Below are 24,025 nucleotides of genomic sequence, written 5' to 3'. Positions count from 1 at the left end.
TATCACTTCTTTAATCCTGAATTTTCTACGAAAAATGCGATAGAAAGCCTTATTTTTGTTACCGCATTAGTCCACTAGACATACGGTTAAATACTGCTGTAACTTTCTTTTCTTATTATGAAAAAACAATTCCTTTGTGGCTGGCTTGTGATTATTCTGTCAGGCCTGGCCGGTTGCCAGCAAAAAACATCTCCCGAAGAATATAATGCGAAAGCTGCCAATCCGGCACGCTATGCGCAGGCACTGGATAAACTGACGCAGGTTGTTGTGCATGATATTTTCTCGCCACCGGTCGCCAGCCGGATTTATGGCTATGCCAACATGGCGGGTTATGAAGCCCTGGTGCCGTTTGATGCCAACTACGAATCACTGGCCGGAAAGGTTAAAACCTTAGGCCCCGCCCCGAAACCCGATGCCGGTCAGGAATACTGCTTTCCGCTGGCCAGTGCCAAAGCCTTTCTGACGGTTGCCCGTGCGCTTACGTTCTCGGCAAACTTCTACGATGAATTCGAGCCGGCGTTTTTCGGGCAATACAAAAAAGACGGCGTACCGGAAGAGGTGTATGAGCGGTCTGTCGCTTACGGTGAAACAGTGGCCAAGCATATCCTGGATTTTGCCTCGAAAGACCATTATAAGCAGACACGGGGTTTTAAACATACCGTTACCAACGAAGAGGGCACCTGGGTTCCTACACCTCCTGCGTATATGGATGCTGCTGAGCCACAATGGAATAAAATCCGGTGCTGGGTTATGGATACCTGTAGTCAGTTCATGCCGGAGCGCCCGGTTACCTATAATGTGTCCAAAACAAGCCCTTACTTCAAAGAGGTGATGGAGGTGTATGAAACAGGAAAAAATCTGACCAAAGAGCAACACGACATCGCTTATTTCTGGGACGACAATGCCTTTGTGATCAACGTGGCAGGCCACGTAATGTATGCGTCTAAAAAGATGACACCGGGCGGCCACTGGCTGCACATCGCAGCGACGGCAGCAGCTAAGAAAAAACTGAATCTGATGCAGTCGGTCGAGCTCTACACGCTGACATCATTTGCCCTGGCCGATGGGTTTATCTCATGCTGGGACGAAAAATACCGCAGTAAAATGGTACGGCCCGAAACGGTTATCAACAAATACGTTGATCCGAAATGGGCACCATTCCTGCAAACGCCGCCATTCCCTGAATATACCAGCGGCCATAGTGTGATCTCATCGGCCGCCGCTACGGTAATGACCGGCCTTGTGGGCGATAACATTGCCTTTGTCGATTCAACCGAATTCAAGTATGGCCACGGCGTACGGGCGTTTAAGTCGTTTAAAGATGCAGCCCGTGAAGCATCGGTAAGCCGCTTTTATGGCGGTATTCACTACATGTCATCGCTGAACCGGGGCCTTGCGCAAGGCGAAAAAATCGGCAACTGGATTCTCCAGCGGGTGAAAAGTTCGAAACCTACGGTCGCAAAGCGCTAGCCTTCAGCACTCCGGTATCCTGAAAAATCCCGTAATCCTGTCAAAAAAAGATTACCACTCATTGACCCAAAGCTCCGGTTGTCCTGAACACCGGAGCTTTTTTCATGGCTTTGGCTAGATTCGCAGCACATTCTGCTGTTACCATGCTCTCACTCACCAACTTTGCGAAGTCATACCATAACCGGCTGATTATTCAGGTACCCGACTGGCAGCTGCCGGCCGGCATTCACTGGGTTAAAGGCATTAACGGATCGGGAAAAACTACCTTGTTCAGGTCCATCGCCGGTATGCTGCCGTTCGACGGGCAGATTGTCCTCAACGGGCAATGGGATTGTGAAAAGCAGGCGGTTCCGTACCGCCTCCGGGTCAATTACAGCGAAGCCGAACCCACCTTTCCTGATTTTCTGACGGCATGGGAGCTTATCCAGTGGGTAGGTACCGCCAAACAGGCATCCACCAGTCAACGCGACGAACTGATCGACGCCTTTGGTATCCGTGAGTTCATGAAAACGCCCGTCGGTACCTATTCGAGCGGCATGCTCAAAAAAACGTCGCTGGTGCTTGGGTTTCTGGGCAATCCGGTGTTGATTTTGCTGGATGAACCCCTCGTTACGCTCGATCAGCAGGCGACGGAAACGGTCAGCCGGCTGATCCGCCGCTATCACGAACAGGGTGTCAGTTTTCTGCTCTCGTCGCATCAGGATTTTAACCTGAGCAGCCTGCCGGTTCAGTCTGTCTGGCGGGTACAGGACCAAACGCTGACGCAGGAACCCTTAACCGGCCTGCCGCGATGATGGCGATCCTCACCAACGTGCTGACCAAAACCATTGTTAAGCCTTTTTACCGGCAGAATGCCGGTTTACTGGCCGTGGTCTTTCTGATTGCAGGTAGTTTTTTACGGGCCGTTGAGCACATTACGCTGGCGGAGGTGGCCATACGGACGCATTTTGTTCTGGCTATTTATGCCGGTATCTGGGCGCTGTACGGGTTTCATACCACCCGCTTTGCTGCCCGCGTTCTGAATGACGAGACCATCCTGCACCACCTGCGGCTGATTCCGCGCCCTATGCAATGGGTAGTCCTGGTGTTCACTCAGTTTCAGTTACTGCTTCCGGTGCTGGTCTATGCCGGTTTTGTTGCAACACTGGCAATCAAAGCCGGCCTCTGGCTGTCCCTGACGGCTATTCTACTGACAATGATACTATTGGCAACATGGCCGCTACTCTGGTACACCTATATTCTCCGCCATCCGGCCACCGAACGCCTGTCGGGCAGCATCGGCAGCTGGTTCAGCCAGCGGTTTACGACGCCTTACCTCCTCTTTTTCCTGCGGTATTTACTGAGCCGGCAGCCTGTCCTGCTCTTTCTGACTAAAACCGGTACGCTGCTTGTCCTGCTCGGCCTTATGGCCCTCTACCCGACCGACGACTATGATCTGCGTCTGTTCGGACTGGGCGGGCTGTTGGTTGCGCTGGCACACATAACCATCATCTACCGCCTGTATCAGTTTGAACACGAATCGCTCGTACTGTACCGGAATCTGCCGGTATCTCTCCCGCAGCGGCTGTTCCGGTACATGATCCAGACCGCAGTTTTACTGCTTCCCGAAGCAATTTTACTCATCCGCTATCTGCCGCAGGATCAGTCTTTATGGGCTATACTGAGCGTCTGGGCATTTACGCACAGCCTCGTTATGGTGCAGTTCGGCCTGTTGCTCCGGCGCCACCGCCTGCCCGACGAATTATTCCCGACCCTGTTCTGGCTGCTCCTCGGCGGTTTCTTCACGATTATGTATCAACTGCCCGTCTGGCTGCTGGCCATGACGGGATGGCTGGCAGCCAGCGGACTGTTTATGCGGTATTACCCGCGTTCGGTTTGGGAGACGGGTGCCTGATCTTTATTGACTGATATTGATGTAAGCTGGTATTTTTTAAATTATTATGCTTGCATACTATTATTAAACTTTTGTAGTTTTGTACAGACAGCAATATGTACGGACACAAAGGCATGAAGAAGGAGAAAACCGTTGATTTTCACATAAAATGGGGGTGGCATGCCATATCAAGAATGTACAACGCCTATGCCGCGGGGTATGATATGACCATGGCCATCGGCTATGTGCTGCTCAATATTGATCTGGACACCGGAACACCGGCGACTAAGATCGGCCCGATGCTGGGCATGGAACCACGCAGCCTGGTCCGGATGCTGAAAAGCCTTGAGGAACGGGGCTGGATCCGGCGCGAGGTCGACGAAAACGATAAGCGGTTTGTACGCATCCTGCTCACCGATACCGGTAAGGAAAAGCGGGAAATTGCCCGGCAGGGGGTTATTCAGTTTAATAATATGATCCGCGAGCGTATTCCGCTCGACAAACTCGTCATTTTCTTCGATGTGATTAAAGACATCAACCGCATTGTTGAAGAAGAAAATCAGAAAGTAAAATCCAGCGAAGCCGAAGAGCTGCCCCTGGACTAAATACCGATTTCTAATTCCTGACATATGGAGGCAACCCTTTCAAAACCACAGACACAAACTAAAAACCGTACCATCCGGCGTGTAGCCGTTTTGGGTTCCGGTATTATGGGATCGCGGATTGCGGCTCATTTTGCCAACATTGGTGTTGAAGTGCTCCTGCTCGACATCGTACCTGCGGCGCTGAATACAGCCGAAGAGGCTAAAAAGTTAACGCTCCAAAGTCCGGCGGTCCGTAACCGTATTGTGAATGATGCCTGGCAGGCGATGTTAAAGGCCTCTCCGGCTTCGCTCTACAGCGCTAAATTTGCTGAACGGGTGAAACTGGGCAACTTCGACGATAATTTAAAGGACATAGCCACCTACGACTGGGTAATCGAAGCCGTCGTAGAGCGGCTGGATATTAAGCGGTCCGTTTATGAGCGGGTGGAACAGTTCCGCAAGCCGGGAACCCTGATCACAACAAATACGTCGGGAATTCCGATGCACCTACTGGCAAAAGGACGCTCGGAGGATTTCCGGAAGCATTTCTGCGGTACTCACTTCTTTAACCCGCCGCGCTACCTGCGCCTGCTGGAAATTATTCCCGGCCCCGACACCGATCAGGCCGTCATTGATTTCCTGATGAAATACGGCGACCTGTATCTGGGTAAAACAACCGTTCTCTGCAAGGATACGCCGGGCTTTATTGCCAACCGCCTTGGCATTCAGGCCCTGATCCAGACGATACGGATTGCCGAAGACATGGGGCTGACGGTTGAAGAGGTCGATAAACTGACTGGTCCGGTAGTTGGCCGGCCTAAATCGGGGACCTTCCGGTTATCGGATGTGGTTGGTCTGGACACGACGGTGAACGTAGCCAATAACCTGGTAAAAATGCCGCATGATGAGTCACGCGACAGCTTCCAGCTCCCGGGCTCCGTCCAGAAATTAATGGAAAACAAATGGCTGGGCGACAAAACCGGTCAGGGTTTCTATAAAAAGACAAAAGACGAAGCCGGTAAAACGCTCATTCTGGCGCTTGACCTGAAAACGTTTGACTACCAGCCTTCGCAGAAGGTAAAGTTCGCAACACTGGAAAGCACAAAGGCTATCGACAGCCTGAAAAAGCGTTTTCCGGTATTGCTGGCCGGCAAAGATAAAGCCGGTGAGTTCTACCGCCGCACTTTTGCCGATGGCTTCCGGTACGCTACCTACCGTATTCCGGAGATTTCGGATGAGTTATATCGCATCGATGCCGCCATCACAACCGGCTTTGGCTGGCAAATGGGATTGTTTGAAACCTGGGATGCCATCGGCGTCCGCAAAGGTGTTGAACTGATTGAAGCACAGGGCCAGAAACCAGCGCAATGGGTATACGACATGCTCGACGCCGGTTTCGACAGCTTTTATAAGGTAGAAAACGGCGCCCGTAAATACTACGACATCCCGACGAAGAGCTACAAGACCATTCCGGGCACCGAGTCGTTCATTATTCTGGAGAACCTGAGCAACAACGTCGTCTGGAAAAATGCCGGCTCAACGCTGTATGACCTTGGCGACGGCATTCTGAACCTGGAATTCCATACGAAAATGAATACCTTCGGCGCGGAAGTGATCGAAGGCATTAATAAGTCGATTGCGATTGCCGAAAAAGACTTCCGTGGTCTGGTTATCGGCAACGAATCGACGGAGGCATTCTCAGCCGGTGCCAACCTGGCGATGCTGTTCATGTTTGCCATCGAGCAGGAATTCGACGAGATCAACCTCATGATTTCACAGTTCCAGCAGACGATGATGCGTGCCCGCTATTCGTCGATTCCGGTGGTCGGTGCGCCGCACTCCCTGGCGCTCGGCGGTGGCTGCGAACTGAACCTGCACGTAGACCGTGTGGTGGCTCATTCCGAAACCTACATGGGACTGGTTGAGGTCGGCGTTGGCCTGATTCCGGCTGGTGGTGGTACGAAGGAGATGGCCGCCCGCGCCAGCGATCTGTACCAAACCGGCGACCCCGAGCTGAACATTCTGCAAAACGCGTTCATGAATATCGCCACGGCGAAGGTATCGACCTCGGCGCAGGAAGCCCGCGAAATGAACTACCTGCTACCGTCGGCGCAGATTGTGCTGAACCGCAGCCGCCTCATAGCCGAAGCCAAACAAGCCGCGCTTGAACTGGCCGAAAACGGTTATGTACAGCCAAAGCAGCGGAATGATATTAAGGTACAGGGCAAAACAGGTATCGCCTTATTCAAGGCAGGTGTTGCGGCCATGCGTATGGGCCGTTATATCTCTGACCACGACGTGAAGATTGCCGACAAGCTGGCTTACGTTATTTGCGGCGGCGACCTCAGCGCCCCGCAGACCGTTACCGAGCAATACCTGCTTGATCTGGAGCGTGAAGCCTTCCTGTCGCTGACCGGCGAGAAGAAAACTCTCGAGCGGATTCAGAGCCTGCTGTCAGGCGGCAAGCCCCTCCGGAATTAACAGCAATTTGATTAATTTTAAGGGCTTCCGAATGGAAGCCCTTTTTTTGTAAAACAGCGCTTCCTATGACAACGACAATCCACTTAAACGAAGCAGAGTTAGACAGTCAGTTTTTGCAGGCAGTTAAAACTTTATTCAAAAATCGTGATATTAAGGTAACGATTGAGGCAGATGATACCGATACAACAGCGTACCTGATGAGTACAGCAACGAACCGATCCCGTTTATTGGAAGCTATTCAGCGGGTTGATGAAGGACAACATCTGACAGAGGTTGATTTGACGCAGTTAAAAGCATTATTACCTGATGCGTAAAGCCATTTTTGAACAGACTGCGCAAGAGGACCTTTTTTATTGGGCCAAAACCGACCTTAAGATTCTCAGAAAAGTAATTGAACTGATTGAAGACACGCAGCGTCCCCCTTTTAGTGGTTTGGGTAAACCTGAACCGTTAAAACATGAACTTAAAGGTTACTGGTCAAAACGAATAACCGATGAGCATAGGCTCGTATATAAAGTTACAGATGAGTCGCTGATTATTATTCAGTGCAGATGGCATTATTAAAACGAATACACACGCATACAAAGCCAAAGGACTGACCCTTTGGCTTTTTTCGTTAAAAAAAACCACTTTCCCTTGCACAATCAAAAAAGGATTATTTCCTTTACAGCGTGATTACACCACCAGCGAAATTTCACTAACAGTATAAAATAAATGTTTTCATCAACCGTCATCGTCATTATTGAGCTAGTCACCTGGTAAACCAGCGTGAGATCGGGACGTTACGATAACGGTTGAGCCCCTTCTCACGCGAGAGGGGGCTTTTTTTCTATCAGATACCAAGACAACAAAACCTGGCTATTGCTAACCCTTGCCAAAGCCATCGATACATAAGACCATGTCACAAACCGAAACAACTAAACTGAACCGCTACAGCAGCACACTGACACAGGAAGTAAGTAACCCGGCTGCTCAGGCCATGTTATACGGTATCGGCCTTACCGAAAGCGATCTGGAAAAACCACAGATCGGGATTGCCAGCACCGGCTACGAAGGTAACCCGTGCAACATGCACCTCAACGGCCTGTCAGTGTATGTGAAACAAGGGGTACAGGCAAATGACATGGTCGGCCTGATTTTTAATACCATCGGCGTTTCTGATGGTATGACCAACGGTAATGCAGGGATGAAGTATTCGCTGCCCAGCCGTGACATGATTGCCGACTCAATTGAGACAGTCGTAAATGCCCAGTGGTATGACGGCGTCATTACGGTAGTAGGCTGTGACAAAAACATGCCGGGTGCGGTGATGGCGATGGCCCGCATCGACCGGCCGGGTATCATGGTCTATGGCGGCACCATCCGCTCCGGCCACTATAAAGGCCAGAAGCTGGACATCGTTTCGGCTTTTGAGGCATACGGCAAAAAACTGGCCGGCAACATTTCTGACGAAGATTACAAAGGCGTTATCCAGAACTCGATTCCGGGTCCGGGGGCTTGCGGCGGTATGTATACGGCCAACACCATGGCATCAAGTATTGAAGCCATGGGCCTGAGCCTGCCGTTCAGCAGCAGCTATCCGGCTACCCACGAAGGCAAGCAGGACGAATGCCGCAAGATCGGTGCTGCCATGAAGCGCCTGCTGGAGCTGGGTGTTACGCCGAAAGACATTATTACCCGCGAATCGCTCGAAAACGCACTGACCATCGTAATGGCGCTGGGCGGCTCAACCAACGCGGTGCTGCACTACCTCGCAATTTCACGGGCAGCCGGTCTGCCAATGACCCTGAACGACATTCAGGCAATCAGCGACCGCACACCGTTACTGGCGGATCTGAAGCCAAGCGGTAAATACTATATGGAAGACGTACTGACCATTGGTGGTGTACCAGCCATCATGAAGTACCTCCACAGCCAGGGCATGATCCACGGCAATTGTATGACCGTTACCGGCAAAACCGTTGCCGAGAACCTTGCCGAAGCGCCGGACCTTGAGTTTGAATCACAGAAGATTGTGTTCCCGCTGTCGCAGCCACTGAAAGCGACCGGTCACATTCAGGTATTATACGGAAACCTCGCACCACGGGGCGGGGTCGCTAAAATTACCGGTAAAGAAGGCCTCCGGTTTGAGGGTATTGCCAAAGTATGTGAACACGAGGGCGAAATCCTCGACTTCCTCGCCAAAGGCGAAATTAAGCCGGGACAGGTGATCGTTATCCGGAACGAAGGTCCGAAAGGCGGTCCGGGGATGGCCGAAATGCTGAAGCCGACATCCGCAATCATGGGTGCCGGTCTGGGCGACAAGGTTGCCTTGATTACAGACGGCCGTTTCTCAGGCGGTACACACGGCTTCGTCGTAGGCCACATTACACCTGAGGCTTGTGAAGGCGGTCCGATTGCGTTTGTTAAAGACGGCGACCGCATTACACTGGATGCCGAGGGCCGCGAAATGACGCTGCACATTTCTGACGAAGAAATGGAACTCCGCCGCAGTCAGTGGGTGAAACCGGCGCCGAAGTTTACCAGAGGAGCGCTTGGCAAATTCATCCGCTCGGTAAAACCGGCCGACGAAGGCTGCGTTACCGACGAAGAATAATAGACAGTAACAGCGAAAGACAACAACTAAAACACCAATAACCGTCATGGAAGCAACGGTTTTATTATCCGAATCGGAAGCCCAACAACCGAATGGGCCTACAACGGTGCCGGCGGCAGCGCCAGCCAGAATCATCTCGGGAGCAGAAGCCCTGATGAAAGCACTCGTTGCCGAAGGTGTCGAAACAATTTTTGGTTATCCCGGTGGTGCGATCATGCCCGTCTACGACGCGCTGTACGACTACCAGGATCGCCTGAACCATATTCTCGTCCGCCACGAGCAGGGGGCCGGCCATGCTGCCGAAGGCTATGCCCGTGTGACCGGTCGTGCGGGGGTCTGCCTCGTTACGTCGGGTCCGGGCGCAACGAACCTGGTCACGGCTATTGCCGATGCCCTGATCGATTCAACGCCGATGGTGTGTCTGATTGGTCAGGTGGGCCGCAAGCTGCTCGGGACCGATGCGTTCCAGGAAACCGACGTGATTGGTGTTACCATGCCGATTTCGAAGTGGAACTACCAGATTACCAGCGCCGACGAAATTCCGGAGATTATTTCAAAGGCATTCTATATCGCACAATCGGGCCGTCCGGGGCCGGTGGTAATTGACATTACCAAAAATGCGCAGATCGAACTGATGTCGGAGCCGTTTGTTTATGAACGCTGCCAGTCGATCATCAGCTATCGCCCACGGGTTGTCCCGAAACAGGATCAGATTGAAAAGGCTGCCGAATTGATCAATAACGCGCAGCGTCCCTATATTTTCGCCGGTCACGGTATTCTGATTTCAAAAGCAGAAGAAGAACTGAAGGCTTTTGTCGAAAAAACCGGTATTCCGGTGGCAACTACCCTGCTGGGTCAGTCGTCGATTTCAACCGACCACCCGAATTATGTGGGCTGGCTGGGCATGCACGGCAACTACGGAGCTAACGTTCAGACTGACAAATGTGATCTTGTCATCGCCATCGGTATGCGTTTCGATGACCGTGTAACGGGTGATGTCAGCGCCTTTATTAAACAGGCGAAAGTGGTACACATCGAAATCGACCCTGCCGAAATCGACAAGATTATCAAAGCCGATGCTCCGGTGGTGGGCGATGCCAAAGAAGCGCTGAATGCGCTGATGCCGCTTGTTCAGCCCAATAACCACGCGGTATGGCTGAACGAATTCAAAAAATTTGACGCGATCGAACACGAAAAAATCACCGTTCCGTCACTGGCCCCTTCGACTGAAAAGATCAAAATGGGTGAGGTGCTGGACCTTCTGTCGATCAAAACGAATGGCGAATCGATTCTGGTAACCGACGTAGGTCAACACCAGATGATGGCCTCGCGTTACTATAAGTTCCGGCGGCCAAACAGTCTGGTTACCTCGGGTGGTCTGGGCACGATGGGCTTTGCCTTACCGGCCGCTTTCGGGGCGCAGGTAGGTGCACCGGATCGTCAGGTGGTTGCCATCATCGGCGACGGTTGTTTCCAGATGACCTTACAGGAACTGGGGACAATTGCCCAGAATAAAGTACCGGTCAAAGCGATCATCCTGAACAACAACTTCCTCGGCATGGTACGCCAGTGGCAGCAGCTGTTTTTCGAACGCCGGTATTCGTTCGTAGAGCTTCAGAATCCGGATTTCATTACGATTGCCAAAGGGTTCGGCGTCGACGGTCACACCTGCAACGTGCGCGAAGACCTGGATGCTTCGCTGGAGAAAATGCTGGCCCACGACGGCCCGTATCTGCTCGAAGTGGTGGTTGAAAAAGAAGAAAACGTATTCCCGATGGTTCCGGCAGGAGCGCCAATATCACACATTCGCCTGGAGTAATCATGACAACTTACACGCTCTGTATCTTTACCGGCAACACGATCGGATTACTGAACCGGATCACGATCATTTTTACCCGTCGCCGTATCAATATTGAAAGCCTGACCGTTTCAGAAACCGAACGTAAAGGTGTATCCCGCTTCACGATTGTCATCAAGCATGACTCCCGCGAAGATGTGGAAAAGCTGGTACGTCAGATCCGGAAAATCGTTGAAGTTATGGCGGTTTTCGGTTACCTGAACGACGAAATCGTTTTCAACGAAATCGCACTTTTCAAGATTTCAACCCCGCTGGGCGCTAAAACGCTCGACATTGAGACCATTAACAAGCAGTATAAATCCTGGGTCGTTTACTGGGGTCTGGACTATGTGGTGATCGAAAAAACGGGCACGGAAAAAGAAATTTTCGAATTTTTCGAATACCTCCGGCAGCACGAAATTCTTGAGTTCGTGCGTTCAGGGCGGGTTGCTGTCGGCAAGACCGAAAAGGGTCTGGTCGAGTATCTCCCTGAAGCTGAGTGGGAATACTATTTGTAGCATTACCTTTACAGTTCATTTTACCATAATTTTTTCATAAAACCAGTCCAATCATGGCAAAGCTCAACTTCGGCGGTCTAGAAGAAGAAGTAGTAACCCGCGAAGAATTTCCTCTTGAAAAAGCCAGAGAAGTCCTCCAGAACGAAACAATCGCTGTTATTGGTTATGGCGTACAAGGCCCTGGCCAATCGTTGAATATGCGCGACAACGGCTTCAACGTAATCGTTGGTCAGCGTAAAGGTAAAACCTACGACAAAGCCGTTGCGGATGGCTGGGTACCGGGCGAAACGCTGTTCGAAATCGAAGAAGCACTGGAGCGTGGTACAATCATCTGCTTCCTGCTGTCGGATGCCGCTCAGATTGAACTTTGGCCAACGGTACAGAAATACTTAACGGCTGGCAAGTCGCTGTATTTCTCGCACGGTTTCGGCGTAACATACAAAGACCAGACAGGTATCATTCCTCCTGCCGACGTTGACGTGTTCCTGGTAGCCCCTAAAGGTTCAGGTACATCGCTGCGCCGCCTGTTCGTAGAAGGAAAAGGCCTGAACTCAAGCTTCGCCATCTACCAGGACGCTACCGGCCAGGCCCGCACAAAAGCAATCGCCATGGGTATCGGTGTTGGTTCAGGTTACCTGTTCGAGACAGACTTCTACAAAGAAGTTACGTCTGACCTTACCGGTGAGCGTGGTACCCTGATGGGTGCTATTCAGGGTATCTTTGCCGCTCAGTACGAAGTACTGCGTTCAAACGGCCACTCGCCGTCAGAAGCGTTCAACGAAACGGTAGAAGAGCTGACACAGTCGCTGATGCCACTCGTTGCCGAAAACGGTATGGACTGGATGTATGCCAACTGCTCAACAACCGCTCAGCGTGGTGCACTCGACTGGTGGAAGCCATTCCGCGATGCGACGAAGCCGGTATTCGAGCAACTGTATAACTCGGTTAAATCAGGCGAGCAGGCCCGTGTATCAATCACACGTAACTCGCAGCCGGACTACCGTGAGAAACTGGAAGAAGAACTGAAAGAACTGCGCGATTCAGAAATGTGGCGTTCAGGTGCTACCGTACGTAGCCTGCGTCCTGAGCGTAACTAATTCCGGACTTCCGGCGACGTTTTAATTGCCACAAAGCCACGAAGTCAATAAGGTACACGAAGTTTCTTTGTGGCTCTTATTGGCCTTGTGTCTTTGTGGCATACCACTATAAGGCCCCTGTCCTTTCGAATTGCTTTTGCCATGGCCTCTTCAACAGACACGGTCGACGCGTTCAGCGCCTTTCCCGACCTCGACAATATCTTTCAGGCCGCCGACCGGTTGCGCGGTGTTGCCACCCATACGCCTCTTCAGGAAAACATCAATCTTTCGGACCACTACCAGGCTAATATCTTCCTGAAACGGGAAGATTTACAGGTTGTCCGCTCCTATAAAATACGGGGCGCGTACAACAAAATGGCCAGCTTATCGCCTGAAGCACTTGCCAAGGGGGTAGTTTGCGCCAGTGCCGGTAACCACGCCCAGGGATTGGCCTATGCCTGCCGGAAAATGGCGGTAACGGGCATCATCTTTATGCCGACCACTACGCCTGCCCAAAAGGTAAAGCAGGTGCGGATGTTCGGGAAAGAGTTTGTCGAGATTGTCCTGACCGGCGACACCTATGACGATGCCTACCACGCGGCGGTTGAGTATGTCAATACGCACGACAGCACGTTTGTCCACCCGTTTGATGACTTACAGGTCATGGAAGGGCAGGGCACCGTAGGGCTCGAAATCTTCAAGGATGCCAATTTCCGGATCGACTACATCCTGATGGCGATTGGCGGCGGCGGGCTGGCCTCGGGCGTATCGACGGTGTTTAAGCAGCTCAGCCCCAAAACCAAACTGATTGGTGTTGAGCCACTGGGTTCGCCGACGATGAAGGCTTCTGTGGACGCAGGTCACGTCATTACCCTTGATGAAATCGACAAGTTTGTCGACGGAGCAGCCGTCAAGCGGGCGGGCGAAATGACCTTTGAGGTCTGCCGCCGGAATCTGGACCGGATCGTGCTGGTACCCGAGGGCAAAGTCTGTACGACCATTCTGCAGCTTTATAACGAAGAGGCAATTGTGGCCGAGCCTGCCGGTGCGCTGAGCATTGCGGCCCTGGATTTCCTGAAAGACGAAATCAAAGGCAAAAATGTGGTGTGTCTGGTCGGTGGCGGCAACAACGACATTACGCGGACGGAAGAGATCAAAGAGCGTTCCCTGCTCTATGAAGGGCTGAAGCACTATTTCATCATCCGGTTTCCGCAGCGCTCCGGCGCTTTCCGTGAATTTCTGAGTGACGTACTCGGCCCGACTGATGACATCTCGCTGTTTGAATACTCTAAGAAGACAAACCGGGAACGTGGTCCGGCGCTGGTCGGCATCGAATTAAAGGCGAAAGCCGATTTTGAGCCGCTTATTGCCCGCATGCGCGACGCCCGCATTGCCTTCGAATACCTGAACGACAAGCCTGACCTGTTTGAGTTTCTGATTTGATTTTAGGTAACCACAAAGACGGCAAGAAGCGAAGAAGCACAAAGATGTAACGTTCTTAAACCTGATTGCATAAGCCTTAATCAGTGAGTGTCTTTTCTCAGAAGAAAAGTCTAATAAGAGACTAAATTCATTAACGTCTTGTAGAAATGGCTTTTCGATCACTAACCGACCATGAGGAACAAATTGCAAAAGGTATTGTCAATGCTGCCTTTGAAGTGCATAAACGATTAGGACCAGGCTTGCTTGAGCGAGTATATGAACTCTGTTTTGTACATGAACTGACTAAACATGGCTTTCGGTGTGAACGACAGGTCACTGTTCCGATCTTTTACGATAATTTAATATTTGAAGAAGCGCTACGTCTGGACGTTTTGGTAAATAACCTGGTTATATGCGAGCTGAAAGCGGTAGAACAAGTTAATGCGGTCTGGGATGCTCAAATCCTGAGTCACCTCAGATTATCCGATAAGCGGTTAGGCTTTTTGATAAACTTTAACGTACCGCTCATAAAGCAAGGAATTAAACGGTTTGTGCTTTAGCAGTAATGCAGGTTAACGTTTCTTTTTCAGAGCTACCATAATACTTAGTGCCCCTTATTGTCTTTGCGGCTTTGTGGCAAATATTTAACAAAATGAAAAAACACATAGTAGTTATCGCCGGCGACGGCATTGGCCAGGAAGTAACGGCCGTTGGTAAACAAGTACTCGATAAAATCGCCGCCCAATACGGCCACGAGTTCACCTACGACGAGGCCCTGATCGGCCACGCTGCCATCGAGGCAACCGGCTCTCCCCTGCCCGAAGAAACCATTACGAAATCGCTGGCCTCTGACGCCATCCTGTTTGGCGCCGTTGGTCACCCGAAATACGATAACGACCCGACCGCCAAGGTCCGCCCGGAACAAGGCCTCTTAGGCATCCGCAAAGCCCTGGGTCTGTATGCGAACCTGCGGCCAATTAAACTGTTTGATGAACTCCTGAGCGCATCAAGCATCAAACCGGAAATCCTGAAAGGTGCTGACATCCTGTTTTTCCGCGAACTGACCGGCGACGTATACTTCGGGGAACGCGGCCGTAAAGACGACGGCGACACGGCCTACGATACCATGATCTACAGCCGCTACGAAGTGGAGCGGATCGCCGTCAAAGCGTTCGACGCCGCCATGACACGCCGGAAAAAGCTGTGCTCGGTCGATAAGGCAAACGTACTGGAATCGTCACGGCTGTGGCGGGAAGTGATCCAGGAAGTAGCAAAGCGTTATCCGGAAGTAGAAGTAGAACATCAGTTCATCGACGCGGCGGCCATGCTGCTGATCAAAGATCCGAAACGTTTCGACGTTGTCGTGACGGGCAACATCTTCGGCGACATCCTGACCGACGAAGCGTCGCAGATTGCTGGTTCGATGGGTATGCTGGCATCGGCGTCGGTTGGTGACACAACCGGCCTGTATGAGCCAATCCACGGTTCGGCTCACGATATTACGGGTATGGGCGTGGCTAACCCGCTGGCCTCAATCCTGTCGGCAGCGCTGATGCTGGACATTTCGTTCGGTATGAAAGAAGAAGCCGACGCGGTTGTCAATGCCGTTGATAAAGTACTGAAAGCCGGTTACCGGACACGGGATATTGCAGATGCCTCAACACCGGCCGACAAAATTCTGAATACGGCCGGGATGGGCGAGCAGGTATTAGCCGCTCTCTAAACCGCCTCAAAGCCCCTGCGACGAAACGTTTCAGGGGCTTTTTTATATCCGGCAAAACCATTTTTCAGCCTCCTTTTCCGGCTGATTATAAAACAGTTAGCATAACAATAAAAATAATCCTGTTTTATACAGCCAATCAAAATATTGACTTTTTCCTATCTAGGATCAATTTATTTGGAGCATCTCCCATACTAAAATAAATCATAATATCTTTTCATCTATACGCCAAATCGTTACCAATCAGCAAGATAACCGCTATTAAGAAGTTGTTAACTTTTTTACCCGGCCAGACTTGACGGATTTCTATTTTTTAATATTTTTGTGGTGTAATTACGCAATCAGCGAAATTTCGCAATGGACACTACGCAATCCCAGCCGCTCAAGAGTACACTACTACGTTGTAGTCAGCAACGTTGAGAGAAGGGATGTATCTGTATAAAACCAGAGGCCCTTTCTCCTGAAGAAGGGCTTTTTTTGTGCCATCGTCAAACCAATCAAACCTAATTAATCAGGCAACATGAGCCAGCGAGTTTACATTTTCGACACAACCCTGCGAGACGGCGAACAAGTGCCGGGCTGCCAGTTAACAACCGAAGAAAAAGTTGTAGTCGCTAAAGAACTGGAAAGGCTGGGCGTTGATATTATCGAGGCCGGTTTCCCGATTTCGAGCCCCGGTGATTTCCGGTCGGTGGTCGAGATTTCAAAGGCAGTAACCAATCCACGGGTTTGTGCCTTATCCCGCGCCGTTCAGGGTGATATTGATGCCGCAGCAGAGGCCCTGAAAAGTGCCAAACTAGGCCGTATTCATACCGGAATTGGTTCATCAGACATTCACATCCGGAACAAATTCAACAGCACCCGCGATAAAGTTCTGGAGCAGGGCGTTGCTGCCGTTAAATACGCCCGGAACCTGATCGACGATGTGGAGTTCTACGCCGAAGATGCCGGCCGTGCGGATCTGGAGTTCCTGGCCCGCCTGACGGAAGCCGTTATTGCGGCCGGTGCTACCGTGGTAAATATTCCGGATACAACCGGCTATTGCCTGCCGGAACAATACGGTGCGAAGATCCAGTACCTGTTCAACAATGTACCGAACATTGATAAGGCTATTATCTCCATTCACTGCCACAACGATCTTGGTCTGGCGACAGCCAACTCGCTGGCCGGTATCACCAACGGCGCCCGCCAGGTCGAAGTAACGATCAACGGAATCGGGGAACGTGCCGGTAATACGTCGCTCGAAGAGGTGGTTATGGCGCTGAAAGTACACAAGGATTTAGGGCTCGAAACAGGTATTGATACCACGCGCCTCTTCCCTGTCAGCAATCTGGTGTCACAAATGATGCGGATGCCGGTACAGGCAAATAAAGCCATCGTCGGCCGGAATGCCTTTGCTCACTCATCGGGCATTCACCAGGATGGCTTCCTGAAACACGCTGAAAACTACGAAATCATGAACCCGCATGATGTCGGCGTTCCTGAATCATCCATCGTACTGACCGCCCGCAGCGGCCGCCACGCGCTGAAACACCGCCTTGAGCTCCTGGGCTTCCGGTATGACAAGCCAACCCTCGATGGCATCTACAAGCGTTTCCTCGACATGGCTGATGTCCGTAAGCAGGTAAACGATAAAGACCTGATGGAACTGGTTCGTTAATACTGAACCGTATCCGTACAAGACAAAAATCCCGGCCTGTCAGGACCGGGATTTTTGTGTATATTAGGGTAAACAAAACGCTTGCACACACGGTTCTCACCCGAAAAACCAACTTGTATGGCACGACCAAACCTTCAGTTAATTGACGCCCTCCGCCGTACGGCCCGTAAGCTGAAAGAGGGCGCTCCCTATCAGTGGGGGCATATGGGCGGCTGCAACTGCGGCAATCTGGCCCAGGAACTCACCCGGCTAAATAAAGATCAGATTCATGCTTATGCTATGCAGCGTTACGGCGACTGGAACGAGCAGGTGGATGACTACTGCACCACCAGCCAGATGCCGATTGACCTGGTCATCAGCGAAATGCTGGGAGCCGGCCTTATGCTGGAAGACTTAAAACATCTGGAAAAGCTCTCGGACCGGGATATTCTGAAGCGGCTGCCGGCCGACCGGCGCTATCTGAAGCATAATCTCCGCGACGATGTGGTGCTGTATATGAATGAGTGGGCCAACCTGCTGGAAGAACAGCTGCTTGCCCGCATTCAGCTCCCGCAAAGTGTGCTGGAACCGGCACCGGTCACCGCCTGACAATCAGCAAAACGCATCCTCGATATGTTTAACTTCGACATTGTTGCCGTTGATTGTGACGGCAATAATGTCGAACCGGACATCGTATTGCCAGTTTTTGGCGAAAATGTAGTGTTCGGCTACCCGCATAATGAGTTTAGCCTTGGTGTAGGAGACAAACTCTTCCGGCAGGCCGTAGCTGAGGTTTGTCCGGGTCTTTACCTCCGCAAAAATAAGCATCTTCCCCTTGCGGGCGATCAGATCAATCTCGGCATGGTGATGCCGGTAATTTCGCTCCAGAATCAGGTAATCCTGCCGTTCGAGGTAGCTGGCGGCAAGGGTCTCACCTTCGCGGCCCGTGTTGTTGTGTTCAGCCATAAAAAAGAAAAAGCCCTCTCCATACCGGTCAGGCACAGAGAGGGCTTGTGTGTATAGGGTTACGAATCAGATTTCTGACTCGCCCGGAAGCTCAGCAGCATCCCCCCCGCAAACACCAGAAAAACGATGCCGGTATACAGGTTGATTTTGCTGCCATCGGCTATTTTACTTTCGCCAAACGAAGCCACTACTACAATCAGTCCAACGATCAGGAAGAACAACCCGATAACAAAGCGAAGGTCGAATAAACTCGGTTTCATGTCGTAATTAATTTTGAATGAGACAATTGTCGGTTATAAAAAGATCAGGTTCAGCGCCAGTGTCAGGGCGATAACGATGGCTGCCAGGAACATCGGGTTCTGGAGTATCGTCTTATAATTCGCATCCGGCTTCGGCGTCAGGCTATAGACCAGCCCGACCAGTTCTTTTTCATCCTTCTTCTCGGTGAACAGACTAATGACATACGTTGCAACGAAGCAAACGATCCAGGCGAGGCTGGCAATCATAAAGTTCTGACTCATAGACGAAGAAAACTCGTGCAGGTTACCCATCCACGCACCTTTTCCTTCAGCCAGTGTCAGGCCGTGGGTGGCAGCGGCAGCCAGTGTACCCAGCAACAGACCCCAGAAAGCACCGTTAGCGGTTGTTTTGCGCCAGAACATACCTAAAGCAAACGTGGCAAACAACGGAGCATTTACGAAGCCGAAAACCAGCTGCAGGTAGTCCATGATGTTGTTAAAAGCCGTGGCCAGATAGGCCGCTCCGATCGATGCCACAATCCCGAAAATGGTCGCCATTTTGCCCATCCGCAGGTAGTGTTCATCGCTGGCATTTTTATTGATGTAGGCCTGATAAATATCAAACGTCCAGACGGTGTTGAAAGCCGTTACGTTGCCGGCCATTCCCGACATAAACGACGCAATCAGGGCCGTCAGACCAACACCCAGCAAACCGGTCGGATAGAAGCTCGACAGCATCGACGGAATCACAAGGTCATAGTTCAGCGAGCTGCCATCGGGCTTCATCGGAATCTGGTAGTCGCCGCCCATGGTTTGCAGGGCAATAGCGATTACCCCCGGCAGGATAACCACAAACGGGATAAACATTTTCGGAATGGCGGCAATCAACGGGGTACGCTGCGCCTCCGACATATTTTTAGCAATCATGGCCCGCTGTACGACAAGGAAGTCCGTACACCAGTAGCCAAATGATAATACAAAGCCCAGCCCAAACAGCATACTGCCAAGGTCTACCCCCATCGGGTTTTCTTCCGGCGAGCCCATATACCGCCACGTACTGGTCATTTTAGGGCTCAGGTTCTGCACAACGCCTTCCCAGCCGCCAATTTTATCGAGCCCGATAAACACGACCGGCGCAATGCCCAGCACAATCAGGAAAAACTGTAATACTTCGTTATACACCGCACTCGTCAGCCCGCCGAGCAGGGTATACACCATCACAATGGCCGCCGCCAGAAAGATCGACGCGTTGAAATCCCAGCCCAGAATCGATTCCAGCAGCAGGGCCAGGGCGTATAACGAAATCCCCGACGAAAAAATGGTCATGGCCGCAAAACTGATGGCATTCAGCCCGCGTGTTTTTTCATCGAAGCGCAGGGCAAGGTATTCAGGCACCGACCGCGCACGGCTGCCGTAGTAGAACGGCATCATAAAAACGCCCAGAAACACCATGGCCGGAATAGCCCCTACCCAGTAGAAATGGCTGGTCATGATGCCGTATTTAGCACCCGAAGCGCCCATCCCGATCAGTTCCTGGGCCCCCAGGTTGGCCGAGACAAAAGCCAGCGACGTGATCCAGAGCGGAATCGAGCGGTCGCTCATCAGGAAATCGTTACTCGTTTTTACGGTACGTTTAATCAGAAAGCCAATCCCCAGCACGAACACGAAGTAGATGAGGATGATCAGATAGTCAAGAAGTCCAAGGTCAATATGCATGAAAAACAAAGGGTTAAAGTGATACAGGTTTATGTTTCATCAAGGTAATGCTGCTTAAGGGTTGACCTGGCTGACCACCGCGTTAATAGCCGGTGCGTCGGCTTCTACGCGTTCATACTCTCCGAGGGAAGCGGAGGCCATCGATACGTTTGGCTGCCGGAATGTCATCGGGCTTTCGTCAATGCGTTTTCCGCTCAGGTGTAACGCATGGACACCGGCCTCTTTTAACAGAGTCGCATTTTGGGCGTTTACCCCTGCACCGGCCATAATTTCAATACGGCCGGCGGCGCGGCTGGCCAACTGTTCCAGCAACGGCAGACCGGTTTTGACCGACGATTGCTGGCCGGAGGTCAGAATGCGTTCGGCGCCGGTGCGGATCACGGCTTCCAGCGCTTCGAACGGCTCAACAGCCATGTCAAAAGCGCGGTGAAAGGTGACGCCCAATGGTTTCGCCTGGTCGACCAATATACGTGTGTTTTCTTCATCGACAGTTCCGTCGGGATTGAGTAGGCCCAGTACAATCCCATCGGCACCCAGTTGCTTTGCCACGTCAATGTCGGCTTTCATTACCTCAATTTCGGTGGCTGAATACAAAAAATCGCCCCCGCGCGGACGAATCATCACATAGATCGGAATCCGAAGCTGTTGCCGGGCTTGCTGAATCAGCCCTGCACTCGGGGTTGTGCCGCCCTCGCTGAACCCACCACACAATTCAATGCGCCCGGCGCCCGCTTCCTGAGCAGTCAGGCAGGCCGAAAGCGAAAAAGCACAAACTTCAATAGTCATTCTATTAATACGCTTATGAGATCGGAAATTAATACGAAACGTGGAAATTATATGAAAAACGACACTTTAACCTTACGTAATCAGACAAATAAACTGGCTCCTACCCTGATTAGCAGCACAGATCAGGTGAAAGGTTCGTTATTCAGCTACGTTTTTTCCGGCTGTGTCGACAACAAAAAAACGCTCCCGAAAGGAGCGTTTCTCATGCTGTATGCTAACTTTTCGGGGCGATTACCCTTGTTCGAGCAAATAGGCCTTAATAAAACCGTCGATATCGCCGTCCAGCACCGCGTCGGTATTCGAGGTCTGGAAACCGGTGCGGTGGTCTTTCACACGGCGGTCGTCAAGTACGTAGCTGCGGATCTGCGACCCCCATTCGATTTTCTTCTTACCGGCTTCCACTTCGGCACGGGCCGCGTTCCGCTTCTCCACCTCAATCTGATACAGTTTCGATTTCAGGAGGCGGATCGCCACTTCCTTATTTTGTAACTGGCTCCGTTCCTGCTGGCATTCGATAATAATACCGGATGGTTTATGGCGCAGCCGCACAGCCGTTTCAACCTTGTTTACGTTCTGCCCGCCGGCACCACCCGACCGGAACGTATCCCAGTCGATATCGGCCAGATTTACCTCAATCTCGATCGAATCATCGACCAGCGGATAGGCAAACACCGAGGCAAACGACGTATGGCGGCGCGCATTCGAGTCGAACGGCGACACGCGCACAAGCCGGTGAACCCCGTTTTCGGACTTCAGGTAGCCATAGGCCAGCGGACCGTCTACTTCAATCGTCGCCGACTTAATTCCGGCTGTATCACCGTCCTGGTAATCGACCTGCTTCACCGTATAACCGTGTTTTTCGGCCCAGCGCAGGTACATCCGGTAAAGCATATCGGCCCAGTCCTGGCTTTCGGTTCCGCCCGCGCCCGAGTTAATTTCGAGTACGGCGCCCAGCTGATCCTCTTCATTGCTGAGCATTTTTTTCAGCTCCAGTTCTTCGAGGGCTACGACGAAACTACGGGCATCTGCGTCGACTTCCTCTTCGGTAACATCCCCTGCCTCGTAAAACTCAAACAGCGTTTCGAGGTCACCCAACCGGGCATCTATCTTGTCATATCCGCCTACCCATCCTTTCAGGGAGCGGACTTGTTTCATGGTATTTTCGGCCCGCTCGGCGTCGGTCCAGAATTCAGGCTGAAACGTCTGCTGTTCCAGCTCTTTCAGGTGTTCTTTCTTGTTATCGTAGTCAAAGATACCCCCTCAGGGCCTCTACTCTGGCCCTCAAGTCTTTCAACTGCTCAGTTGTCATGAACTTGTCAATTAATGAATTGTGAATGAGCCCGTGAGCGGATACTGCCCGCCAAAGGCCCTGCAAAGATAGAACAAAAGAGAGGGCGGTAGTTGTTTCGGGCGAAATCAACTTTTACCGTTACCTTTGTGTTGCTCAAGTATAGCATTGTCCATTTTACATTCTTCACAATACATTAGCTAAAAATGGCTTCACAATACGATGTAATTGTCGTCGGTAGCGGACCTGGTGGTTATGTAGCCGCCATTCGGGCCTCGCAGTTAGGATTGAAAACAGCCGTCATCGAGCGTGAAAACTTAGGCGGTATCTGTCTGAACTGGGGCTGTATTCCCACAAAAGCCCTGCTTAAAAGCGCACAGGTGTTTGAGTACATCAAACATTCTAAGGATTACGGAATCACCGTAGGCGACGCCAATGCTGATTTTAGTGCCGTAATTAAACGTAGCCGGGGAGTCGCCGACAGCATGAGCAAAGGCGTACAGTTCCTGATGCGGAAAAATAAAATTGATGTGATCAATGGCACGGGCAAAGTAAAGCCCGGCAAAAAAGTAGAGGTGACCGATAAAGACGGCAAAGCCACTACCTACGATGCCAAACACATCATTATTGCCACCGGTGGCCGCGCCCGTCAGTTGCCGGCTGTCCCGATTGATGGCCAGAAAGTGATTGAGTACCGCAAAGCCATGTCGCTCGAAAAACGCCCGGATTCTATGCTGGTCATTGGTTCAGGTGCGATCGGCGTTGAGTTTGCGTATGTATACGCCAGCATGGGCACAAAGGTGACCATCATCGAGTTTATGCCGAATATTGTTCCGGTTGAAGACGAGGACATCTCGAAAGAACTGGCCAAGCAATATAAAAAGCTGGGTGTTGAGATCCACACGAAATCGGAAGTAACGAAGGTGGATACCAGCGGCAATGGTTGCAAAGTATTCGTAAAAACGCCGGACGGAGAGAAAACATTTGATGTCGATGTAGTCTTGTCGGCAGCGGGTGTGATCGCCAACATCGAAAACATCGGCCTCGAAGAAACCGGCATCAGCACCGACCGCGGCAAAATCGTTACGGACGACTACTATCGTACCAACGTTGACGGCTACTACGCCATCGGCGACTGTACGAAAGGTCAGGCACTGGCACACGTGGCATCGGCAGAAGCTATCATCTGTATCGAAAAAATCGCCGGGCTGCCACACGTAGAGCCGTTGAACTACAATAACATCCCGGGCTGTACGTACTGTACGCCTGAAATTGCCTCAGTTGGTTATACGGAGAAAGCCGCCCGCGAAGCCGGTTATGAGATCAAAGTGGGTAAATTCCCATTCTCAGCATCAGGCAAGGCAAAGGCATCAGGTGCGCCGGAAGGCTTCGTAAAAGTGATTTTCGACGCGAAATACGGTGAGTGGTTAGGTGCTCACATGATCGGATACAACGTAACGGAGATGATTGCCGAAGTAGTGGCAGCCCGTCGTCTGGAAACAACCGGCCATGAAATTCTGAAAGCGGTTCACCCCCACCCAACCATGTCGGAAGCGATCAAAGACGCCACCGAAGCCGCCTACGACGAAGCGATCCACCTGTAGACTATGATTGGTGTGATTGAATGATTAAGTGATTTCTTTCCACGGACTATGATTGGTGCGATTGAATGATTAAGTGATTTCTTTCCACGGATTATGGTTGGTGTGATTGGATGATTAAGTGATTTTTTTGGGGACAGGATTACATGATTAACAGGATTACCGAAAGAAATCCTGTTAATCATGTAATCCTGTCCTTTTTTCAGGCCGTAT

At 51.4% G+C, this 24,025-nt stretch carries 22 protein-coding genes; 17 read left to right on the top strand and 5 right to left on the bottom strand.

Annotation, left to right across the window (positions count from 1 at the left end; all coding sequences use genetic code 11):
• The first annotated feature begins 117 nt into the window (after window positions 1-117).
• The 16 genes from AC23NW_RS19205 to AC23NW_RS19130 all read left to right on the top strand — a co-directional run bounded on the left by AC23NW_RS19205 (window position 118) and on the right by AC23NW_RS19130 (window position 17,825).
• Window positions 118-1,470 (top strand): vanadium-dependent haloperoxidase, encoded by a 1,353-nt coding sequence (locus AC23NW_RS19205; RefSeq protein WP_487451331.1) that lies wholly within the window; start codon window positions 118-120, stop codon window positions 1,468-1,470.
• Between the two features lie 143 nt (window positions 1,471-1,613).
• On the top strand, window positions 1,614-2,264 hold the full coding sequence (locus AC23NW_RS19200; protein WP_487451329.1) for an ABC transporter ATP-binding protein: 651 nt from the start codon (window positions 1,614-1,616) through the stop codon (window positions 2,262-2,264).
• Entirely contained in the window at window positions 2,261-3,364 is a 1,104-nt protein-coding gene (locus AC23NW_RS19195) for a hypothetical protein (RefSeq protein ID WP_487451327.1), read from the top strand. The genes AC23NW_RS19200 and AC23NW_RS19195 overlap by 4 nt, the downstream gene beginning before the upstream one ends.
• A 113-nt stretch (window positions 3,365-3,477) precedes the next feature.
• The gene (locus AC23NW_RS19190) at window positions 3,478-3,948 is read left to right on the top strand and encodes a MarR family winged helix-turn-helix transcriptional regulator (RefSeq protein WP_293833042.1); all 471 of its coding nucleotides are present in this window, start codon (window positions 3,478-3,480) and stop codon (window positions 3,946-3,948) included.
• A gap of 24 nt (window positions 3,949-3,972) precedes the next feature.
• Window positions 3,973-6,408 carry a 3-hydroxyacyl-CoA dehydrogenase/enoyl-CoA hydratase family protein gene (locus tag AC23NW_RS19185; RefSeq protein WP_487451325.1) on the top strand — a complete coding sequence of 812 codons (2,436 nt, stop codon included), beginning with the start codon at window positions 3,973-3,975 and terminating at the stop codon, window positions 6,406-6,408.
• Between the two features lie 65 nt (window positions 6,409-6,473).
• Window positions 6,474-6,722, top strand: coding sequence for a hypothetical protein (locus AC23NW_RS19180; RefSeq protein ID WP_487451323.1), 249 nt, complete (start codon window positions 6,474-6,476; stop codon window positions 6,720-6,722).
• Window positions 6,715-6,972 (top strand): Txe/YoeB family addiction module toxin, encoded by a 258-nt coding sequence (locus AC23NW_RS19175; protein ID WP_487451321.1) that lies wholly within the window; start codon window positions 6,715-6,717, stop codon window positions 6,970-6,972. The genes AC23NW_RS19180 and AC23NW_RS19175 overlap by 8 nt, the downstream gene beginning before the upstream one ends.
• Before the next feature lie 334 nt (window positions 6,973-7,306).
• Entirely contained in the window at window positions 7,307-9,004 is a 1,698-nt protein-coding gene (gene ilvD / locus AC23NW_RS19170) for a dihydroxy-acid dehydratase (RefSeq protein ID WP_293832915.1), read from the top strand.
• Between the two features lie 46 nt (window positions 9,005-9,050).
• On the top strand, window positions 9,051-10,823 hold the full coding sequence (gene ilvB / locus AC23NW_RS19165) for a biosynthetic-type acetolactate synthase large subunit (RefSeq protein ID WP_487451318.1): 1,773 nt from the start codon (window positions 9,051-9,053) through the stop codon (window positions 10,821-10,823).
• A 2-nt stretch (window positions 10,824-10,825) separates the two neighbouring features.
• Window positions 10,826-11,359, top strand: a complete 534-nt coding sequence (gene ilvN, locus AC23NW_RS19160) for an acetolactate synthase small subunit (protein ID WP_293832919.1) — start codon at window positions 10,826-10,828, stop codon at window positions 11,357-11,359.
• A 53-nt stretch (window positions 11,360-11,412) separates the two neighbouring features.
• Window positions 11,413-12,456, top strand: coding sequence for a ketol-acid reductoisomerase (ilvC, locus tag AC23NW_RS19155; RefSeq protein ID WP_487451316.1), 1,044 nt, complete (start codon window positions 11,413-11,415; stop codon window positions 12,454-12,456).
• 141 nt (window positions 12,457-12,597) lie between these two features.
• Window positions 12,598-13,878 (top strand): threonine ammonia-lyase, encoded by a 1,281-nt coding sequence (gene ilvA, locus AC23NW_RS19150; RefSeq protein ID WP_487451315.1) that lies wholly within the window; start codon window positions 12,598-12,600, stop codon window positions 13,876-13,878.
• A gap of 146 nt (window positions 13,879-14,024) precedes the next feature.
• The gene (locus AC23NW_RS19145) at window positions 14,025-14,417 is read left to right on the top strand and encodes a GxxExxY protein (RefSeq protein ID WP_487451314.1); all 393 of its coding nucleotides are present in this window, start codon (window positions 14,025-14,027) and stop codon (window positions 14,415-14,417) included.
• A 92-nt stretch (window positions 14,418-14,509) separates the two neighbouring features.
• On the top strand, window positions 14,510-15,580 hold the full coding sequence (gene leuB / locus AC23NW_RS19140; RefSeq protein WP_293832927.1) for a 3-isopropylmalate dehydrogenase: 1,071 nt from the start codon (window positions 14,510-14,512) through the stop codon (window positions 15,578-15,580).
• 517 nt (window positions 15,581-16,097) lie between these two features.
• Window positions 16,098-17,237, top strand: a complete 1,140-nt coding sequence (locus AC23NW_RS19135) for a 2-isopropylmalate synthase (protein ID WP_293832929.1) — start codon at window positions 16,098-16,100, stop codon at window positions 17,235-17,237.
• Between the two features lie 117 nt (window positions 17,238-17,354).
• Window positions 17,355-17,825: a hypothetical protein gene (locus AC23NW_RS19130; protein WP_293832931.1), complete on the top strand. Its 471-nt coding sequence runs from the start codon at window positions 17,355-17,357 to the stop codon at window positions 17,823-17,825.
• A 3-nt stretch (window positions 17,826-17,828) separates the two neighbouring features.
• Here AC23NW_RS19130 and AC23NW_RS19125 read toward each other — a convergent pair whose 3' ends face one another.
• The 5 genes from AC23NW_RS19125 to prfB form a co-directional block, all read right to left on the bottom strand.
• A complete protein-coding gene (locus AC23NW_RS19125) occupies window positions 17,829-18,182 on the bottom strand; it encodes a YraN family protein (protein WP_487451311.1) in 354 nt (117 codons plus the stop codon).
• 59 nt (window positions 18,183-18,241) lie between these two features.
• Complete coding sequence (locus AC23NW_RS19120; protein ID WP_293832935.1) at window positions 18,242-18,442, bottom strand: hypothetical protein; 201 nt, start codon at window positions 18,440-18,442, stop codon at window positions 18,242-18,244.
• A 33-nt stretch (window positions 18,443-18,475) separates the two neighbouring features.
• The gene (locus tag AC23NW_RS19115) at window positions 18,476-20,137 is read right to left on the bottom strand and encodes a sodium:solute symporter family protein (protein WP_293832937.1); all 1,662 of its coding nucleotides are present in this window, start codon (window positions 20,135-20,137) and stop codon (window positions 18,476-18,478) included.
• A gap of 54 nt (window positions 20,138-20,191) precedes the next feature.
• Window positions 20,192-20,923, bottom strand: a complete 732-nt coding sequence (locus AC23NW_RS19110) for a copper homeostasis protein CutC (RefSeq protein WP_487451309.1) — start codon at window positions 20,921-20,923, stop codon at window positions 20,192-20,194.
• A gap of 231 nt (window positions 20,924-21,154) precedes the next feature.
• Window positions 21,155-22,232 (bottom strand): peptide chain release factor 2 gene (gene prfB, locus AC23NW_RS19105; protein WP_293832940.1). Its coding sequence is split into 2 segments (ribosomal slippage): window positions 21,155-22,171 and window positions 22,173-22,232, totalling 1,077 coding nucleotides; the frame shifts between segments, so codons are not numbered across the junction.
• 185 nt (window positions 22,233-22,417) lie between these two features.
• On the opposite strand from prfB, the gene lpdA reads away from it, so the two are divergent.
• Complete coding sequence (gene lpdA, locus AC23NW_RS19100) at window positions 22,418-23,815, top strand: dihydrolipoyl dehydrogenase (RefSeq protein ID WP_487451308.1); 1,398 nt, start codon at window positions 22,418-22,420, stop codon at window positions 23,813-23,815.
• The last annotated feature ends 210 nt before the right edge of the window (window positions 23,816-24,025 follow it).

This window comes from Arsenicibacter sp. R0_47, assembly GCF_057652235.1.
Note: the sequence above shows the minus strand (reverse complement) of the source record. Positions and strands in the feature narration are given on the sequence as shown.

Bases quoted from the DNA above. Each gene is read 5' to 3' on its own strand.
- ilvN (WP_293832919.1), top strand. From the start codon at position 10,826: ATGACAACTTACACGCTCTGTATCTTTACCGGCAACACGATCGGATTA.
- AC23NW_RS19185 (WP_487451325.1), top strand. From the start codon at position 3,973: ATGGAGGCAACCCTTTCAAAACCACAGACACAAACTAAAAACCGTACC.
- ilvA (WP_487451315.1), top strand. From the start codon at position 12,598: ATGGCCTCTTCAACAGACACGGTCGACGCGTTCAGCGCCTTTCCCGAC.
- AC23NW_RS19180 (WP_487451323.1), top strand. From the start codon at position 6,474: ATGACAACGACAATCCACTTAAACGAAGCAGAGTTAGACAGTCAGTTT.
- AC23NW_RS19135 (WP_293832929.1), top strand. From the start codon at position 16,098: ATGAGCCAGCGAGTTTACATTTTCGACACAACCCTGCGAGACGGCGAA.
- ilvB (WP_487451318.1), top strand. From the start codon at position 9,051: ATGGAAGCAACGGTTTTATTATCCGAATCGGAAGCCCAACAACCGAAT.
- AC23NW_RS19125 (WP_487451311.1), bottom strand. From the start codon at position 18,182: ATGGCTGAACACAACAACACGGGCCGCGAAGGTGAGACCCTTGCCGCC.
- AC23NW_RS19115 (WP_293832937.1), bottom strand. From the start codon at position 20,137: ATGCATATTGACCTTGGACTTCTTGACTATCTGATCATCCTCATCTAC.
- AC23NW_RS19200 (WP_487451329.1), top strand. From the start codon at position 1,614: ATGCTCTCACTCACCAACTTTGCGAAGTCATACCATAACCGGCTGATT.
- AC23NW_RS19190 (WP_293833042.1), top strand. From the start codon at position 3,478: ATGAAGAAGGAGAAAACCGTTGATTTTCACATAAAATGGGGGTGGCAT.
- AC23NW_RS19130 (WP_293832931.1), top strand. From the start codon at position 17,355: ATGGCACGACCAAACCTTCAGTTAATTGACGCCCTCCGCCGTACGGCC.
- AC23NW_RS19205 (WP_487451331.1), top strand. From the start codon at position 118: ATGAAAAAACAATTCCTTTGTGGCTGGCTTGTGATTATTCTGTCAGGC.
- AC23NW_RS19195 (WP_487451327.1), top strand. From the start codon at position 2,261: ATGATGGCGATCCTCACCAACGTGCTGACCAAAACCATTGTTAAGCCT.
- ilvD (WP_293832915.1), top strand. From the start codon at position 7,307: ATGTCACAAACCGAAACAACTAAACTGAACCGCTACAGCAGCACACTG.
- leuB (WP_293832927.1), top strand. From the start codon at position 14,510: ATGAAAAAACACATAGTAGTTATCGCCGGCGACGGCATTGGCCAGGAA.
- AC23NW_RS19110 (WP_487451309.1), bottom strand. From the start codon at position 20,923: ATGACTATTGAAGTTTGTGCTTTTTCGCTTTCGGCCTGCCTGACTGCT.
- ilvC (WP_487451316.1), top strand. From the start codon at position 11,413: ATGGCAAAGCTCAACTTCGGCGGTCTAGAAGAAGAAGTAGTAACCCGC.
- AC23NW_RS19145 (WP_487451314.1), top strand. From the start codon at position 14,025: ATGGCTTTTCGATCACTAACCGACCATGAGGAACAAATTGCAAAAGGT.
- AC23NW_RS19120 (WP_293832935.1), bottom strand. From the start codon at position 18,442: ATGAAACCGAGTTTATTCGACCTTCGCTTTGTTATCGGGTTGTTCTTC.
- AC23NW_RS19175 (WP_487451321.1), top strand. From the start codon at position 6,715: ATGCGTAAAGCCATTTTTGAACAGACTGCGCAAGAGGACCTTTTTTAT.
- lpdA (WP_487451308.1), top strand. From the start codon at position 22,418: ATGGCTTCACAATACGATGTAATTGTCGTCGGTAGCGGACCTGGTGGT.